The organism is Actinocrinis sp. (assembly GCF_035650855.1).
GTDB lineage: Bacteria > Actinomycetota > Actinomycetes > Streptomycetales > Catenulisporaceae > Actinocrinis.
On sequence record NZ_DASRGV010000247.1, the window covers coordinates 1 to 16,007 of the forward strand.

Sequence of the window (16,007 nt, forward strand, 5' to 3'; positions counted from 1 at the left end):
GATCCTCGAGGTGAGCAGCATCCCGGGCTACTCGGTCACGCCTACCGACGTGCTGGAGGCGCAGGGTTCGGGGAAGGACGTCACGCTGCCCAACGCGCACACGTACCTGGACGTTGAGCTGAACCCCGCCGACGACGAGGGCTACTCGGGCTCGACGCTGGTAACCACCGCGTTCCCGGAGGTCAAGGCGGCCAAGCAGATGGGCGGGTTCGAGGGCTACGCCCAGGTGGGCATCGGCCTGGATCACGCGTCGAGCTACACGGTCACCGTGCTGAGCCCGACCGAGCTGGCCATCGACGTCGCACACTGAGACTGACACTGGCACCGACAGGCGCGCAGCGGGGCGGCTCCGAGGACGGAGCCGCCCCGTTCTGATGCGGCGATGAGCCCGGCGCGTGCTCTAGCGAGGCTGGTCGGCTCGGCCGACCAGGATGATGCGCACCGCGTGCGTGATCTCGCTGACCGCGTAGATGATCCGCAGGTGGCCGACCTGAAGGCGGCGGTAGGTGCCCGAGCCGCCCAGCGCGGTGGAGTGGGTCGGCCGCGGATCGGCGGCCAGCAGGTGGACGGCCGGAATGACGCCCGCGGCCGCGTCGGGGTAGGTCTTGGCGAGCGTGGACAGTTGCTCGATCGCCTCGGGTTCCCAGGTCAGCTCGTAGAGGACGGCGTCGTCTCTCACAAGGGGCGGCCGTCCGGCGCCAAGCCGAACTGCGCGGCGACCTCAGCGTGCGGGACGGTGGCGCGGCCTTGCGCGCTGACCCGCTCGGCCTCGGCCAGGTCCCGGGCGTCCTCCAGCTGCCGGTAGTACGCCAGCCGCTCCGGACTGATCAGCACCGCGGCCGGTTCGCCGTGCTCGGTCAGCTCGACGATCTCCCCGCCGTAGCGGGCCCGGTTGACGACCTTGCCCAGGTGCGCGCGAGCCTCGCTCAGCGTGTAGGTGGTCACCCTGCAAAGTGTACGATTCGTAGCTTTTGCAGGCCAGGCCCTTCGGCAGATGGATTTTGCGCCGCGCCGCGCTACTTCCCGGCGCCGTCCGCGGATTCGGCCGCCGCGGCTTCGGCCTTGGCCGCGACCTCCAGGCGGAAGTAGCCCGCCGAGTGCACCATCAGCGCCGCGAACCCGCTGATCATGATCGCGACCCCGGCGGGCCACATGATGTGCCAGAAGCCGGCGACCACGCCGACGTATGCGAGCAGCTGCGCGACCGACTGGGTGACCCGCACCGCGAGCGAGTTGGTCACCCGGCGCCGGAAGGTCTCCTGGTGGTTGACCATGAGCAGGGCGGCCAGCAGTGGGATGGCCACCGAGAAGGCGATCACGCAGATCTTCGCCGACCAGTCCAGGCCGCTGACGGTCAGGAACGGCTGGACCAGCACCAGGCCTACCGCGATCAGCCCGCCGTAGATCACGTTGTTCTGCCGGATGAACTCCTGCTGCTGCTCGGGCTGCTGCGACGCCTGCTCGATCCACGCCGTCTGCTGCCGCGCCTGCTCCACCGCCCGGCGCCGCGTCTCTTCCGCCGCCTGCCGGCTCTGTGCCGCCTGCTGCTCCCGGTCGACCGCCATGACGGTCATCATCGCAGGGCGGCCGCGCGAGCCGATCCCCGGTCACAGCTCGCGCGGCCTGGCTGCGGACGCGATAGGTACTCGATGCAGCGGCTACTGGAGGTAGCAGGCCTTCACGGCGCCGACGTCCGGATCTCCGAACACGGCGTTGGTGCAGGGCGCGGAGCCGGTGAAGCTGCCGTAGTAGTAGCGGCCGTCGGCGCCGAACGCGACCTCGTGGGTGCCGGAGAACGAGCAGGTTCCGTTCTCGGCGGCGCAGGTCGTCCAGCTCGCGAACGTCGGCGGCGGGCCGATGAGGTAGCAGGCCTTGGCGGTGCCGAAGGCCGGGTCGGTGAACACCGCGTTCGTGCACGGGGTTCCGCCGCCTCCGAGCGTGGCGTAGGAGTAGGCGCCGTTCGCGCCGTACGCCACGGTCATCACGCCGCTGAACGCGCAGGTCGCGTTCTCGGCCGCGCACTGCTGCCACGGCGCCGACCCGGCGGGCGCGGGCTGCGCGTAACACCACTTGACCACGCCGGGCGCCGGGTCGGTGAACACCGCGTTCGAGCAGGCGGTGGCGCTGGTGGCGGAGCGGTAGTTGAAGCGGCCGTTCGCGCCGTAGGCGATGACCGAGTTCGCGGTGACCGCGCACGAGCCGTTCTCCGCGGCGCACCTGCTCCAGGTGCCCGGCAGCTGCTGGTGGACGATCGGCGGCGCGGTGCCGTTCGCCGCGTATCCGAGCGTGTAGGCGCCGGGCTGGACGCTGCGGAAGTAGATGTAGGTCCCGTCGCTGTCCGCGCCGGCGATGCCGCTCGCGCCGGTGAAGGCGGAGCCGTTCCACGCGGTCGCGCCGTTGACGGTCACCGTGTGGGTCTGGCCCCAGGTCGGCACGGCGATCACGCCGGTGGACCCGGAGTTGGCGGAGGAGTCCACCTGCATCGTGAAGTCCCCGGCGGCGTCGTGGTCGTAGCCGACGTGGACGCTCTTGCCGGGCGCGACGGTGAGCGTTCCCTCCACGTGGGTCAGGTCGCCGGGATGCGGGACGACCTGGTACGCGGCGCCGGCCGGGGCGGTCGGCGCGATGCCGAGCACGGCGGTGGTCAGCGCGCCGGTCGCGCCGCTCGACCAGCCGTGCGCGAGGCTGGTGTAAGCGCTCGGATACGCGGTCAGCGCGCCGGCGCTGGAGTAACCCTCCCAGAAGGTGCTGGCGGTGCCGAGCGGCGAGTCGAGCATGTAGCCCCATTCGTCGCGGATCAGGTTGAGCGCGTTGGCGTCGTCGTTCGCGGCGAAGCGCGCGTACAGCTCCATGGAGCCGGCGAAGGGGGAGAGGTTGCCGCTGAACTCGGGTGTCTGCGCGCCGATGCTGCTCCAGTCGCCGCGCAGCGCGGCCATGACGCTCTGCGCCCGCGCGCCGGAGGCGACGCCGTACCAGACGGCCAGCGAGTTGCCGTCCTGCGGATGCAGCGTGCTGCCGGGGTTGTCCTTGTACGCTCCCGCGGAGGCGTCCCAGAGCGCTGCGTTGATCTGCGTCTTGAGGCTCGCGGCGCGGCCGGCGTAGTTCGCGGCCAGGGAGCTGTTGCCTTCGGCCGTGGCCAGCGCGGCGCCGGTGGTCAGCACCTGGTAGAGCAGCGCGTTCGCCTCGATGTTCTCCCCGCCCTGGTCGCCGCGGGCCCAGTCGTTGGTCCCGGTGACGTTCAGCAGGCCGTTGCCGTCGATCTTCGCGGTGATGAAGGCCACGCCCCGCTGGTATCCGGCCCACACGCCGTCCAGCCAGGACTTGTCGGCCGTGTACAGGTAGTAGGTGTAGGTGTCGACGAGAGTCCACATGTGGTAGGTGTCGGAGCCGTAGAAGTCGAACTCGGGTCCGCCGTAGGGCAGCTCCCCGGTCGACTTCTGGTTCTGATACATCGTGCTGAGCGAGTTGCGCACCGCGGTCATGTCGTCGGTGCTCACATACGCGGTCGGGGTGGCGATGCCCATGTCGCCCGGCCATACCGAGCGGTCCCGCTTGGCGCCGTCGACGAGCACCTCGCTGCCGACCCCGACCAGGCCGTTGTTCTCCCAGCCCGAGGACGGCGCCGGCCACACGCGGCCCTGCGTCGGGTCGATCGTGTCGAGCTGGACGGTGTACGCCCCGGCGTACCAGATCTGATTCAGTGCGGCGTCATTCGAGCAGAAGTAGTCCGGGTACGCGGCCGGATCGGCGGTGCCCGGCGCGGCGGTGAAGGCGAGCGAGACCCTGTTCAGATCGACGTAGCCGCTCGAGTTGAGGAAGAGGGTCAGGTAGCGGAAGCCGCCGCGCAGCTTGTCGGCCGGCGTCGTGTAGCTGCCGGGCCCGCTCACCGGCGCGATCAGGGCGCCGTCGCCTCCGCCTCCGCCGTTGGACGCGTCGCTGCTGGTGCCCACGAACTGCGAGGATTCGGTGAAGGCGAGTCCGACGCTCTGGCTCGCGTCGCTGGAGCCGGCGAAAGTGAGGGTGACCAGGCCGCCGACCTCCTTGCCGAAGTCGAGGGTGACGGCGGCGCCGTTGCCGGACAGCCGCGTGGACTGGCCGGTGAGCAGGTTGGCCGGGTTGGTCACGGCACCGCTGGCGGCGAAGACGGAGCGGGGCGCGAGTGTGCGCGAGGTGGGCGAGAGGTTGTCCGCGGCGCACGGATTGGCCGCTGCAGCGGGTGCCACGGAAGGTGCGGCTGCCGCTGCTGCGTCGGCGCGGGTGTGGGTGTGAGTGGTCGCCGCGCCGGTGAGGGCGAGGGCGAGGGTGGCGGCGAGCACGGCGCGAGGAACGCGTGTCATGGGGTCTTCTGCTCCTTTGCAGATCGTTCCCGGACGCGATGGAGGTGCTGGAGTGCGGGTGCTGGTGGGTGCTGTGTGCGGGGCTGATAGCCGGTCCGGCTTTCCTCGCGCGTGCGCCGCCGCGGCGCGGGAAGCCGGCCGACCGTGAGTGACCGGCCCGCTGGATGCGAGCCGGCGCGGATCAGTGGACGAGCAGTTCGTGCTCTCCTGCGCCGATGCCGTCCAGCAGGAGCGCGCCGCCGGTCAGGCGTGCGCGGTGCGGGGCCGCCCCGATCGCGACCGCACGACCGTCGAGGGTCGCGTGTACGGCTGCGGGGTCGGCCGACGCGGGTACGGGCACGGCGATCTGGCCGCTGGTGCCGCGCGGAGCCGTCACGCGCAGGGTGAAGGCGGGCGCGCCGCGGCGCTGTCCGCTCTCCCATTGCACGCGCAGCGCTCCGTGCGGCGTCGGGACCTGCCCGCGCGCCCAGGCCACCGCCCCGGGGTGCGGCCGTACCGTCCAGGTCGCGAAGCCCGGCCCGGTCGGTGCGGCGCCGAGCAGCTCATTGGTCAGCGCGGGCAGCACCCCGGTGGACCAGCCGTGCGCCATGCTCGTATACGTGCCCTCATACGGCGTGCCGCCGGGGCCGATGCCCTCCCAGGCGGTGATGCCCGGGTCGTGGTCGTACATCCACCCATAGGTGCGCTTGATCTGGTCGATCGCCGAATCGGCCAGCCCGCTTTCGAAGCGGGCGACGAGCTCCGGGTACGAGGTGAAGGCGTAGACCCGCTGGGCGGCATCGGAGACCCCGGGCAGCGTCTCGTTGTCCATGAACGCATTGCCGTAGGGCTGACGGGTGCTCGAAGCCAGATAGGCGAGCGCGGCGGCGGCCCGGACGGGATCGGCCACGCCCGCGGTCACCGCCATCGCGTTGCCGTCCTGCGCGTGGCGCACCGGCCCGTCGGCACTGTCGAGGTAGGCCTCGGCCGCGGCATCCCACAGATGCGCGTTGACGGCGGCGGCCACGGCTGCGGCGCGCCGGCTCCAGCGCTGCGCGTCGCCGGGTTTGCCCAGCGCCGTCGCGATGCCCGCCGCGTCGTTGAGGGCCTGCACGTAGAGGGTGTTGTAGTAGGTGATCTGGCCGGAGCGGGGCAGGAAGGCGTAGTCGCCGTAGCCGCCGGTGTTGTTCAGTCCCTTGTTGAGCAGGCCGTCGGCGTCGGTGACGCTCGGGTACCAGGAATCCAGGACGGCGAGCAGGTTCGCGTAGTAGTGGGCCGCGTAGCCGATGTCGCCGGTGTAGAGCACGTAGTCCCAGCTGGCCGTGACCCACCACAGCGGATAGTCGAACAGCGGGAGGGTGTAGCCGCCGATGGAGGCCGGGGGTATCCAGCCGTCGGAGCGCTGATGGTCCGCCAGGTCCGCGAGCACGTTGCGTGCGGCGACGGCGGCGTCGGGGTGGGTCAGGTAGAGGGTGCGGCCGGAGACCGCGATGTCGCCGACGTACGGGTCGCGGTCGCGTTTGGCGCCGTCCTGCAGCACGAGCCGGCCTTCCAGCGTCGGTGAGGCGGCGCCGCGCGGGTCGCAGTCGGTGGCCCGGAACGTGTCCGTGACCAGCTCGTTGGTGTAGGCGGCGGCGTACCAGTACCGGGTCAGGTCGGCGTCGGAGCACAGGAACCAGCCGCCGTAGGAGCGCGGGGTGCCGAGGTACCCGGTGAACGCGATGGCAACGTTGTCAACGGCGACCGCGCCGTAGGGCAGCGCGGCGGGCGCGTCCGAGGGCAGGGCGTCCAGCGTGATCTTCAGATAGCGGAAGCCCCGCAGTCCGTCCGCGTGGACCTGCTCGCCGCTCTGGTAGCCGGCCGTGTCGGTCCAGTCGGCGCCTTGCGCCGGGACGGCGAACTGGTCGGTGCCCGCGCCGCCGGAGAAGTCCGAGCGGCTGAAGTCCGAGCGGTCGCTCAGGCCCGCCACCGTCTCCGAGAAGGCCAGCCGCACGCCCGGGTGGTCGGCCGAGGCCCAGGCGAAGCGCACGCGCGGGTAGCCGACCACGACCTTGCCGAAGTCGAGCGTGACGCTGGGCGGGACGATCGGCTCGACCAGGCCCGGCCACACCTCGTTGACCCGGGTGAACTGGCCGCGCGGGGTGTCCTGGTCGAGGGTGACGGTCAGGCGCACCTGACTGGTCGTCACCGGGGCGGCGAAGGCGACGGGCACCTGGACGGCGCTGTTGTCGGTCACCGATCCGGCCGGCTGCCAGGCCGCGCCGTCCCAGGTCTCGACGGTGAAGTCGACCGGCACGCCGTCGGCGTTCGACAGCAGGGTCACGCCGGGCAGCGTGACGGGCGTCGGCGAGGTGATCGTCAGCACCGCCGGATAGGTGGCGGGGTTCGCGTCGTTCCAGAAGGTGGTCGGGTCGCCGTCGATCGCGTTCGAGGGGTAGTACGTGGTGTACGTGCCGTTGTTGCCGCCGTTCGGGTCGTGATACGAGGAGGCGGTGGCGACCGTTCCGGCGGGCCAGGCCGGCGGTACGGGCGGCTGCGGCCGGGTGAGCACGGTGACCGCGCCGCCGGGCTTGAGCAGCGCCGCCGGGTCGCGCACGTCCCCTGCGGTCGCGATCACGCGGACCGGTGAAACGTTACGACTTTTGGGGCCCACGACGTAGCGGTGCCAGTCGCTGCTCGGTGCCGACGCCGCGCTTTCCGCCGCCAGGCCGGCCCCGTTGTCGGCTCCGCTCGCGGAGGCGGCTGCCGCTGGGGCTTGACCGGTCAAGGGGATTCCTGCGACCGCGGCGGCGGCGAACCCGGCTTTGATCAGGGTCCGCCGGCGTGGTCCGTCGTCCGGCTCCGGCATCGTTGTCTCCTTTGAAACGATTCATTGAGCGGCCGTCCCTGATGCTACAAGCAGAACCGGGGGAGGGCTAGAGCCGGCTTCTCAGAGCACGCAAACTCGGGCGCGAACGAGGCCGGCCGTCAGGGGCCTCACAGCGCCCACGCGGGAGTCCAGGTCCCGGCTGCGCCGTGGCCGGGCGATGCGGCGGCGAGGTGGGCGCGCAGGGTGGGCAGCGCGGGGTGGGGGTTGTCGCGGTGCCACAGCAGCGAGTGCGGGTAGACGGGCGTCGGGTCGGTGACCGGGATGCGGCGCAGGCCGTGGCCGGCGGGCCAGACCAGGCGGGTGTGCCCGCCGATGAAGGTGGCCAGGGCCGGGGTGTCGGCGACGGTGTCCAGCAGCGCGTCGGAGCCGAAGTTGGGGCCGGTCGCCTCGATGCTCAGGCCGAACTGCGCGACGAGGTCCTCGTAGTAGACGGCCCACTCGGTTCCGGGGACGGCGCCTGGCATCCAGATGCGGTGCCCGACCAGCTGATGCAGGGTCACGGACCGGGCTGGGGCCAGTGCGTGGGCGGGGCCGGTGAGCAGCTGGAGCGGCTCGTCGAGTACGCGTACGGATTCGATGTCGTCGGGCAGGGGCCTGCCGGGTGCGGCGACGGCGCGGAAGGACGCGTCGATCGCGCCGGAGCGGATGGCGGCGATGGCCGCGGCGATGTCGAAGACCATGACGACGTCGAGGTCGATGTCCGGGTGGGCTCGGTGGAATCCGCGCATCAGGCCTGAGGCGGCGCCGCGTGAGGAGATCATGTCGACGCGTAGCGGGCGGCGGCTGGTGTGCACGGACGCGGCGGCGCGCTCGGCCACGCGCAGCAGCTCGCGCGCGTGCGGCAGGAAGGCCTGCCCGTCGATGGTGAGCTCGGCGCCGCGGGGTGTGCGGGTGAACAGCCGCACACCGAGGCTGCGCTCCAGTGCGGCGATGCGCTTGGAGACGGCCTGCTGGGTGACCGCCAGCTCGGCGGCGGCCTCCTGGAACTGCCCGGCGTCGGCGGCGGCGACGAAGGTGCGCACGGCGTCCAGGTCCATGCCGGCACCCTACGGTCACAACCGTTGGTTGTGGGCAGGCGGTCTCCTGGTTGTTTGATCTACGGTGGCGCGGCTCGCTTGGATGCTTGCGAATGCGGATCGATTGTGCGGTTCGGTTGTGCGGTCGAACGGCGAGGGGCGTCGGCATGGGAAGAGGGCACCGTCTGGATGCGGGGCGTCTGCTCGGGCGCCGGCTGGGGCGGCGCTTCGGCTGGCTGTGGGCGGCGTACGGGACCAGCGCGCTGGGCACGTGGCTGGCGTTCGGGGCGTTCCCGCTGATCGCGATCCGGGTCCTGCACGCCGGGCCGGCCGAGGTCGCGGCGCTCTCGTCCGCGGGGACCGCGGTGGGCGCGGCCGCGGCGGTGCCGCTCGGCCCGTGGGTGGAGGCGCGCCGCAAGCGGCCGGTGCTGGTGGCGATGGACCTGGCGCGCTGCGCGGCGCTGCTCACGATCCCCGTCGCGTTCGCGCTCGGCCTGCTCAGCTTCCTCCAGCTGCTGCTGGTCTCGGTCGTGGTCGCGGCCGCCGACATCACCTTCCGCGCCGGGTCCGGCGCGTATCTCAAGACGCTGGTGCCGCGCGAGGACCTGCTGACCGCCAACGCCCGGTTCGAGTCCACGGCCTGGAGCACCACGATCATCGGGCCGCCGTTGGGCGGAGCGATGATCGCGCTGCTCGGCCCGGTGGCGACGGTGGTGGCCGACGCGGTCAGCTACCTGCTCTCCGCGCTCGGCATCCGCGCGACGGCCGGGCACGAGCCGCTGCCCGAGCGCCGGGACGCGACGCGCGGGCGGGCCGCGGACCTGCTCCAGGGGTGGCGGCACATCCTCGCCGACGCGGCGCTGCGCCCGCTGTTCTACAACACCGCGTTGTTCAACGGCCTGGTGATGGCCACCCAGCCGCTGCTCGCGGTGTTGATGCTCGGCCAGCTTGGGTTCGCGCCGTGGCAGTACGGTCTCGCGTTCGCCGCGCCTTCGATCGGCGGGCTGGTCGGCTCGCGCCTGGCCCGTCCGCTGGTCACCCGGTTCGGGCAGCACGAGGTCCTCGTCGCGGCCGGGGCGCTGCGTGCGCTGTGGCCCGTCGGCCTGGCTTTCATCGCTCCCGGCACGGGAGGGCTGCTGCTGGTCGTCGGCGTGGAGCTGGGGCTCATCTTCTGCTGCGGGATCTTCAACCCGATCTACGCCACCTACCGGCTCGAACGCACCGCTACCGACCGGGTGGCCCGCGTGCTGTCCGCGTGGGCCGTGTCGACCAAGGCCTCGACCGCGCTGCTGACCGCGGCGTGGGGCGTGCTGGGTGAGCTGCTGGGCCCGCGCACCGCCATCGCCCTGGCCGGGGTGTTTCTCCTGGCGACCCCGCTTCTGCTGCCGCGCCGCGCCACCGCCTCGCAGCCGGCCACTGATCCGCTGGCACAGGAGCAGGCGCAGGCGCAGTCCGCTCCGGGCCGCGCCTGACGCGCCGTCACCTGTCGCTGCCCCGCCGTGCGGCGACTGCTCGCTCCCGCCCTCACCGCCATCGGTGAGCACTGGGAACGCACCGGCTGCGGTGTCGAGGTTGAGCACCTGACCAGCGGCGTCATCGACGCGGCGCTGCGCCGTCACGCCCGGGCGGCGCATCCCGTGCGGCCGAGGCAGCCGCCGGTCCTGCTCGTCGCGGCGCCCGGCGAGGGGCACACGCTGCCGTTGACCGCGCTTGCCGCGGCGCTCGCGGACTGCGGCACGTCTTCCCTCCTGCTCGGTGACCTGCCCAGCCCGGCCCTCGCCGACGCGATGAGACGTCTGCGCCCGCGGGCCACGGTGCTGTGGGCGCGCTGGCCCGAGGTGGCCGACCCGGCGTGCCTGCGTCACGCTCAGGCCGTGACCGATGCTCCGCTGTATCCGGCCGGTCCCGGCTGGGATGTTCGCACGCTGCCCGCCGGAACCGCCGCCCCGCTGCGCACCCTCCCGCAGGCGGTGGAGCTGCTCCGGAACCAGTGACGCAGCAAAGACCAACCGCCGTGGCCGGTTACAGGTCGGTCGCCCGCGGGTGGCGCGGTTCGTAGATGCCCACGGCGCCGCCGCCGGGCAACCGGAACTTGGTCAAGCGTCCCCAGCGTGCCTCGGTGACCGGTTCGGTGAACTGCACGCCGCGCGCGGTCAGCTTCTGCATGACCGCGTCCAGGTCGCTGCACATCAGGTACAGCTCGTGCTGGTCCGCCGCCTCGGCGGGATGGACGGCCAGCTCGGCCGGCGGCAGCCTGAAGACCAGCCAGCCGCCTCCGGCGTCCACATGCGGGTACTCCAGCACGTCGCGGAAGAAGGCCCGGTCGGCCTCGGCGTCGTGGCTGTACACGATGACGTGCGCGCCGTCGATCATGCCGCCAAGGATACGCGGGAGCGTATTGCGCCGCGCGATCGCGGCACGCGTTCCCGGCGAACCGCCACGCCGGGGCCCCGCAGCGTGAGACGATCCGGATGTCCGCTGAGGGCGAGATGAGGCCGCGGTGGCGCATTCGATCGTGGGCAGGGCCGACGAGGTGGCGGTCCTTGAGAGGTTCATCGAGGACACCGACCCGGTCCTGCGCGCCATCGTGATCGACGGCGAGGCGGGCATCGGGAAGTCCACGCTGCTCGGCTCGCTGACCGACTCGGCGCGTGCACGCGGCCTGCCGGTCCTGGAGTGCCGCCCGTCGCGGTCCGAGACGGACCTGTCCTACGTCGGTCTGACGGACCTGCTGGCCGGTCTCGACCACGGCGTGTTCCAAACCCTGCCGGGCCCCCAGGCCAGAGTCATCAGGACCATCCTGAGACGTGAGGAACCCGAAGGGCAGTTCGACCGGCTCTCGCTCTACATCGCCGCGTCCGCGGCGATCCGCGCGCTCGGCGGGCAGGGGCGGCCCCTGCTGCTCGCGGTGGACGACGCGCAATGGCTCGACCGGCCCACGGCCCGCGCACTCAGCTTCGCGGTGCGCAGGCTCGTCGACACCGCGACCCGCCTCGCCGTCGTGCAACGCACCGGCGAGGCCCTCGAGTGGGTCGCCGAGCTGACCCGGGCGGTGCCCGCGGGTCGCCTCGACCGGCTCGCGCCGGCGCCGGTCGGCGCCGGCGACCTCTCGCGGATTCTGCGCCGCGCGCTGGGCTGGGCGCCGGCCTGGCCGCGCACCGTGCGCATCGCGGAGCTCTCCGGCGGCAACCCGCTCTACGCGCTGGAGCTGGCCCGGGCGCGCATCGCCAAGCTGCCGGAGCGGGTGCGGCGCGTCGTGGAAACCGCCTCGATCCTCCGCACGCCGACACCGGCGTTGCTGGCGCGGCTCGAGCCTGCGGCCCCGGACCTGGAGGCCTCGCTCGCGCACGCCGAGCAGCACGGCATCCTCGCCGCCGAGCGCGGACAACTGCGTTTCTGCCACCCGATCCTCGCCGCGGCCGCCTACGACTCGATCCCCGCCGGGCGCAGACGGCGACTGCACCGGGCCGCCGCGGCGCTGGCCGGCGACCTCGAGGAACGCGCCCTCCATCTGGCGCGGGCCGACGACGCACCCGACGCGCAGGTGGCCCTCGCCCTGGCCGACGCCGCCGAACTGGCGTGGCGCCGCGGCGCGCCCTCCGCGGCCGCCGACCTGCTACGCCTGGCCTGCTCGCGCACGCCGCCGAGCGAAGCCGAGACTCTGGCGGTGCGGCGCATCGCCTTCGGACGGCTGCTCTACAGCGCCGGTGACGCACCCGGCGCGCTCGCGGAACTGCAGTCACTCGCGGACACGCTGCCAGTAGGTTTGACCAGAGCCCGCGCGCTCTTCCACCTCATGTATGTGACTCGGCTGTCCGGGCAGCTGGGACGGGCCATCGACCAAGGGTTGCAGGCCATCGAGAACGCCGCCGGGCATCCGCAGTTCCAGGCGGAGGTCTACGAGCTGCTCTCCCGCGTGTCCGACAACGACATCGAGCGCAAACTCGCCCTGGCCCGATCGGGCATCGCGGCCGTGCAGCAGGTTGCCGACCCCGATCCTCACGTGCTCTTCCACGCGCGCGCCGCACTGGTAGAGGCCGAGTTCTACACCGGGCTCGGCATCCACCTCGAACGGCTCGACGGACTGAACCCGCCGCCCCGCCGCGACTTCCCGCCCGTGCGCACCGCGGTGGCCGGCGAGGACCTGATCGGCCGTCTGCTGACCTACGACGGGCGCATCGACGAAGGTCTGCGGGTGCTGCGCGGCATGTACGAGCGGGCGATGGTGGAGAACAGGTCGGTCCTTCCGGCCATCCTCGGCTGGATGGCCGAGGGCGAGATCATGGCGGGCCGCTTCCACGCCGCCGCCGAGCTCACCCGCGAGGCGATCGAACGCGCGCAGCAGATCGGGGCGCCAGGCGGCAACCCGTGGGAGGTCGGCTTCCACGCGGTCGCGCTGGCCATGCTCGGCCGGCTCGACGAGGCCGAAGCCGCCGCCACCGGTGTGGTCACCATGGCGCAGGCCGATCCCGGGATCGACCTGGACCAGGCACCCGCCCTGCTCGGCCTTGGCCTGGTCGCGCTCGCCCGCGGCCGCTTCGCCGACGCGGCCGCGCACCTGCGCCGACTGGACCATGCCAAGCACGAGGCCGGGATCCGGGAACCGAGGTTGTGCGCGCACGCCGGCGACCTGATCGACGCGCTCGCGGGCGTCGGCGAGCTGGCCGAGGCGGCCGTGGTGCTCGCCCGGCTCGATGCGGAAGCCCGCAGCTGCGCAGGGCGGTGGCCGCTCGCGCTCGCCGCGCGGGGCGAGGCGGTCCTGTGCGCCGCGCACGGCGAACTCGACCCGGCCCTCGCCTCGGTGCAGCGGGCGCTCGCGCTGCTCGCGAATCTGCCGCTGGCGTTCGAGCACGCCAGGACGCTGCTGCTGGCCGGTCAGATCCACCGGCGCCGACGCGAGAAGGCGCTCGCCCGCAAGGCGCTGACCGAAGCGCTCGCGGCGTTCACCGACCTGCAGACGCCGATCTGGGCCGAGCGCACCCGGGCCGAACTGGCGCGCATCCCGCAGCGGCACTCGGACCCGGGCCTGACACCCACGGAACAGACCATCGCACAGCTGGCCGTGCGCGGCCTGTCCAACCGCGAGATCGCCGATCGTGTCTTCCTTAGCCCCAAGACGGTCGAAGTGAACCTCACGCGCATCTACCGCAAGCTCGGCGTGCGCTCGCGTACCGCGTTGGCCGGCCTGTTCGCCGACCAGCGCGGTACGGTCCCCGACGCATAGCAGAGGCCGCGTTTGCGCAGCGCGCGCTTAGCCGACCTTGGCGGAGAGCGCTTGAAAGAGCGTGAGCGCGAAATTCTTGGCCTTGTCCGGGCCTTGGGTGCTGGCGCCGAGCGCGGCCACAAGGTACGGCCCGACGTTGGTGCCGACGACCGCGATGGTGTAGGTCACGCCCTGCTCGGTCTTGGTCCCGTAGCCACCCAGCAGTTGGCCCGCACCCGGCACCGGCGCGGTGAGCGACTGGACCGGCCAGTTGTGCTCGGCCGCGTCTCCGAGCATCTCCGTCTGGACCTTCGTCGCCTCGGTGAACGCGGTCCCGGCGCTGTCGTAACGCACTACGGCGTAGCTGACACCCTGCAGGTTCTGCACTCCCTGTAGGTCGAGGTACGAGCACTGATCGATCGTCGTGCCGCCGTCGGTGCCGATGTCCAGGGCCTTGTTGTTGAAGTTGACGGCGCCAAGCAGCGTGGCGGCGTCGGAGCGCGAGTAGAGCGTGCAATTGCCCGCGGCCACGTCCTTGACGACCGGGGTCGGCGACGCGGCGGGCGCCGACGGCGAGGGCGCGGCCGCGTTCTGCGTCGCGGCCGCGCTCGACGGCTGCCCGCCGGCGCCCGTGGCCGCCGTCGAGCTGCAGCCCGCCAGCAGTGCGCACGCCGCGGTCACACCCAGCACGACGGCGGCGCCAGTAGATCTGATGGTCATTCCGGTGCCTCCCTAGTTGATCTGGTCAGGCCGCAGTGCATGCGAGGCGTTGAGCAGGCGTTCGTAGGGAATCCCGGCGTCGCGCGCGACGCGCCGGACGCTTCCCGGCGGGCCCTCGAACAGGATCAGCACGACCTCGTCGTCGAGAACCAGTAGCCACCCCAGGTAGCGCACCGGCGGTTCGTGCCCGCCCAGCGTCGCGGCCGCCGCCGCGTCGATGCGCACTTCGAGATCGCGCAGGTCCTGTTCCCGCACGCCAGCCCAGAAGCATTCCGCGATGTACCTGGTCCGCTCCGCATCGGCCATGATCGAACGATAGGAATGCGCCGCCGCGAAGGAATCAGGGGTTCCCCTACATGTCAGGGGGAAGCGGCCTCGAAGTGAATCTGCGGGGTGGCAGCCGGCCCGAGGAATTCGAGCAGGCGCAGGCCCTCCTCGATCAGCTGCTCGCGGTGCGCCGCGGATAGCGGGGCGAAGTGCTGGATCGTCAGCAGGACGCTGCCTGCGGCGGTGTTGCGCTCGACGCGCCACAGGCCGGTGTAGACGCCGTCGAGCAGGAAGTACCCGAGCGTTGCGCCGTTGCCGGGGAAGAGCGGGACGCGGTAGCCGTGCGGGTTCACGCGCGTGCGGTCGGCGTGGGAGAAGAGCAGGTTGTCGTACTCGGGCAGGAAACGCGCGGGCGCCGGGACGTCCGGGTCCGGGCGCGGGGCGTGCGGCAGGTCGAAGAGCTCCGCGCCGTTCTCGCCCTTGCTGACGCGCAGCGAAGGGCGCAGGCGGTCGAAGACTTCGCGCAGCCGGGTCAGGCCGCTCCACGCCTGGGCGTCCATGACCGTGGCGGGCCCGAACGCCTGCAGGTAGCGCAGCACCATCGCGTCGAGGTCGGGTTTGTCCAGCGGGTCGCGTCCGAGCCACGCGCGTGTGGTCGTGTGCGCGATGCGGCCGCGCTCGCCCCACACGCCGCGCGGCGGGACCTGCACCAGCGGCAACTGGGCCCGCGCGGCCTGGGCGAGCGCCGCGGGGTCGCGGTCGGGGAACCGCTCGGCCAGCAGCGTGCCGAGTTCGGCGAAGGTGCGCGGCTCCTGCTCGGTCAGCTCGCGCGCCGCCTCGGCCAGTTGCGCGCGGTCAAGGTCGCGGTAGTGCCGTCCGAACGCGCCCTGAGTGCCGCGTTCGATCACCGGATCGACCAGCGTGCGCCAGGCCAGCGCGTCTTCGGCGGTCACCAAGTGGATCGTGCCGCGCATCAGCGCGATGCGCACCACCTGCCGCTGCCGGTAGAGCGCGGACAGCTCGTCGGTGGTGAAGCCACCCAGCCGGGTCCACAGCCCGACGTAAGGCGCGAGCGGCGCCTGGGCCTGCATCCCGCCGAGGTGCGCGATCTCCGCTGCGGCCGCTGCCTCGGTGCGCTGCAGCAGGTGCTGGCGCGCGAGCGTGGCGCGCCCCGCGGCTCGCGGGGACAGGACGGTGCCGGCCATGAGACCTCCGGGCGAGCGAAGCGGTCGGACGAGGGCGGCGGGGCCGTGGGACGGTGACGCGGTGACCATACCGGTCAGGCCGCGGCTCCGGTGCGCATCCAGGCGTCGCGGCGCTCCCGCAGCGCCAGCGCGACCCATCGCGCGAGCGTGAACACCCCGATCACGCACCACAGCCCGGTCAGCGCGCCGCCGGAACCCGGCCCGCCGACCGCACCCGCGGCCAGGTGCGGCGGATCGACGGCGCGCAGAACAGCGAGCCCGCCCAGGAACACCCCGGTGCATGCCAGCGCCGCCCACGCCAGGTACACCGCGTCACCGGCGCCGATCAACACACCGTCGAGCACGAACACCGCTCCGGCAGGCAACTGCAGCACCGCGGCCAGCGCGAGGACAGGCATCAGCGCGGCGCGT

The 16,007-nt window shown here is 72.5% G+C and carries 14 protein-coding genes and 1 pseudogene; 4 read left to right on the top strand and 11 right to left on the bottom strand.

Annotated features, from left to right (window positions below; translation table 11 throughout):
- Positions 1-310: AMIN-like domain-containing (lipo)protein (locus tag VFB40_RS17920; protein WP_324852101.1), on the top strand; the 310-nt coding region annotated here is incomplete at its 5' end.
- Positions 311-400: 90 nt separating this feature from the next.
- Here the strand turns inward: VFB40_RS17920 and VFB40_RS17925 are convergent.
- The 6 genes from VFB40_RS17925 to VFB40_RS17950 all read right to left on the bottom strand — a co-directional run bounded on the left by VFB40_RS17925 (position 401) and on the right by VFB40_RS17950 (position 8,222).
- Positions 401-679, bottom strand: a complete 279-nt coding sequence (locus VFB40_RS17925) for a type II toxin-antitoxin system RelE family toxin (RefSeq protein ID WP_324852103.1) — start codon at positions 677-679, stop codon at positions 401-403.
- Positions 676-945 (bottom strand): type II toxin-antitoxin system Phd/YefM family antitoxin, encoded by a 270-nt coding sequence (locus VFB40_RS17930; RefSeq protein ID WP_324852105.1) that lies wholly within the window; start codon positions 943-945, stop codon positions 676-678. Before VFB40_RS17930 ends, VFB40_RS17925 begins: the two co-directional genes overlap by 4 nt.
- A 71-nt stretch (positions 946-1,016) precedes the next feature.
- Positions 1,017-1,565: a hypothetical protein gene (locus VFB40_RS17935; protein WP_324852107.1), complete on the bottom strand. Its 549-nt coding sequence runs from the start codon at positions 1,563-1,565 to the stop codon at positions 1,017-1,019.
- 93 nt (positions 1,566-1,658) lie between these two features.
- The gene (locus VFB40_RS17940; protein WP_324852109.1) at positions 1,659-4,337 is read right to left on the bottom strand and encodes an alpha-L-rhamnosidase-related protein; all 2,679 of its coding nucleotides are present in this window, start codon (positions 4,335-4,337) and stop codon (positions 1,659-1,661) included.
- Positions 4,338-4,518: 181 nt separating this feature from the next.
- Positions 4,519-7,164: an alpha-L-rhamnosidase-related protein gene (locus VFB40_RS17945; RefSeq protein WP_349261530.1), complete on the bottom strand. Its 2,646-nt coding sequence runs from the start codon at positions 7,162-7,164 to the stop codon at positions 4,519-4,521.
- A 128-nt stretch (positions 7,165-7,292) separates the two neighbouring features.
- Complete coding sequence (locus VFB40_RS17950) at positions 7,293-8,222, bottom strand: LysR family transcriptional regulator (RefSeq protein ID WP_324852113.1); 930 nt, start codon at positions 8,220-8,222, stop codon at positions 7,293-7,295.
- Positions 8,223-8,368: 146 nt separating this feature from the next.
- Here VFB40_RS17950 and VFB40_RS17955 point away from each other — a divergent pair, with 146 nt between their 5' ends.
- On the top strand, positions 8,369-9,673 hold the full coding sequence (locus tag VFB40_RS17955) for an MFS transporter (RefSeq protein ID WP_324852115.1): 1,305 nt from the start codon (positions 8,369-8,371) through the stop codon (positions 9,671-9,673).
- Positions 9,674-9,700: 27 nt separating this feature from the next.
- Positions 9,701-10,195 (top strand): hypothetical protein, encoded by a 495-nt coding sequence (locus tag VFB40_RS17960; protein WP_324852117.1) that lies wholly within the window; start codon positions 9,701-9,703, stop codon positions 10,193-10,195.
- Positions 10,196-10,223: 28 nt separating this feature from the next.
- On the opposite strand, the gene VFB40_RS17965 is transcribed toward VFB40_RS17960, so the two are convergent.
- Entirely contained in the window at positions 10,224-10,574 is a 351-nt protein-coding gene (locus VFB40_RS17965) for a VOC family protein (protein ID WP_324852119.1), read from the bottom strand.
- A 127-nt stretch (positions 10,575-10,701) separates the two neighbouring features.
- Here VFB40_RS17965 and VFB40_RS17970 point away from each other — a divergent pair, with 127 nt between their 5' ends.
- Positions 10,702-13,425 carry a LuxR C-terminal-related transcriptional regulator gene (locus VFB40_RS17970; protein WP_324852121.1) on the top strand — a complete coding sequence of 908 codons (2,724 nt, stop codon included), beginning with the start codon at positions 10,702-10,704 and terminating at the stop codon, positions 13,423-13,425.
- Positions 13,426-13,452: 27 nt separating this feature from the next.
- Here VFB40_RS17970 and VFB40_RS17975 read toward each other — a convergent pair whose 3' ends face one another.
- From VFB40_RS17975 to VFB40_RS17990, 4 genes and pseudogenes are all read right to left on the bottom strand, one after another.
- The gene (locus VFB40_RS17975) at positions 13,453-14,124 is read right to left on the bottom strand and encodes a hypothetical protein (protein WP_324852123.1); all 672 of its coding nucleotides are present in this window, start codon (positions 14,122-14,124) and stop codon (positions 13,453-13,455) included.
- Between the two features lie 12 nt (positions 14,125-14,136).
- Positions 14,137-14,430, bottom strand: coding sequence for a hypothetical protein (locus tag VFB40_RS17980; RefSeq protein ID WP_324852125.1), 294 nt, complete (start codon positions 14,428-14,430; stop codon positions 14,137-14,139).
- A gap of 53 nt (positions 14,431-14,483) precedes the next feature.
- Complete coding sequence (locus VFB40_RS17985; RefSeq protein WP_324852127.1) at positions 14,484-15,596, bottom strand: winged helix DNA-binding domain-containing protein; 1,113 nt, start codon at positions 15,594-15,596, stop codon at positions 14,484-14,486.
- Positions 15,597-15,670: 74 nt separating this feature from the next.
- Positions 15,671-16,007, bottom strand: a pseudogene (locus VFB40_RS17990) (MATE family efflux transporter); the annotation flags it as partial.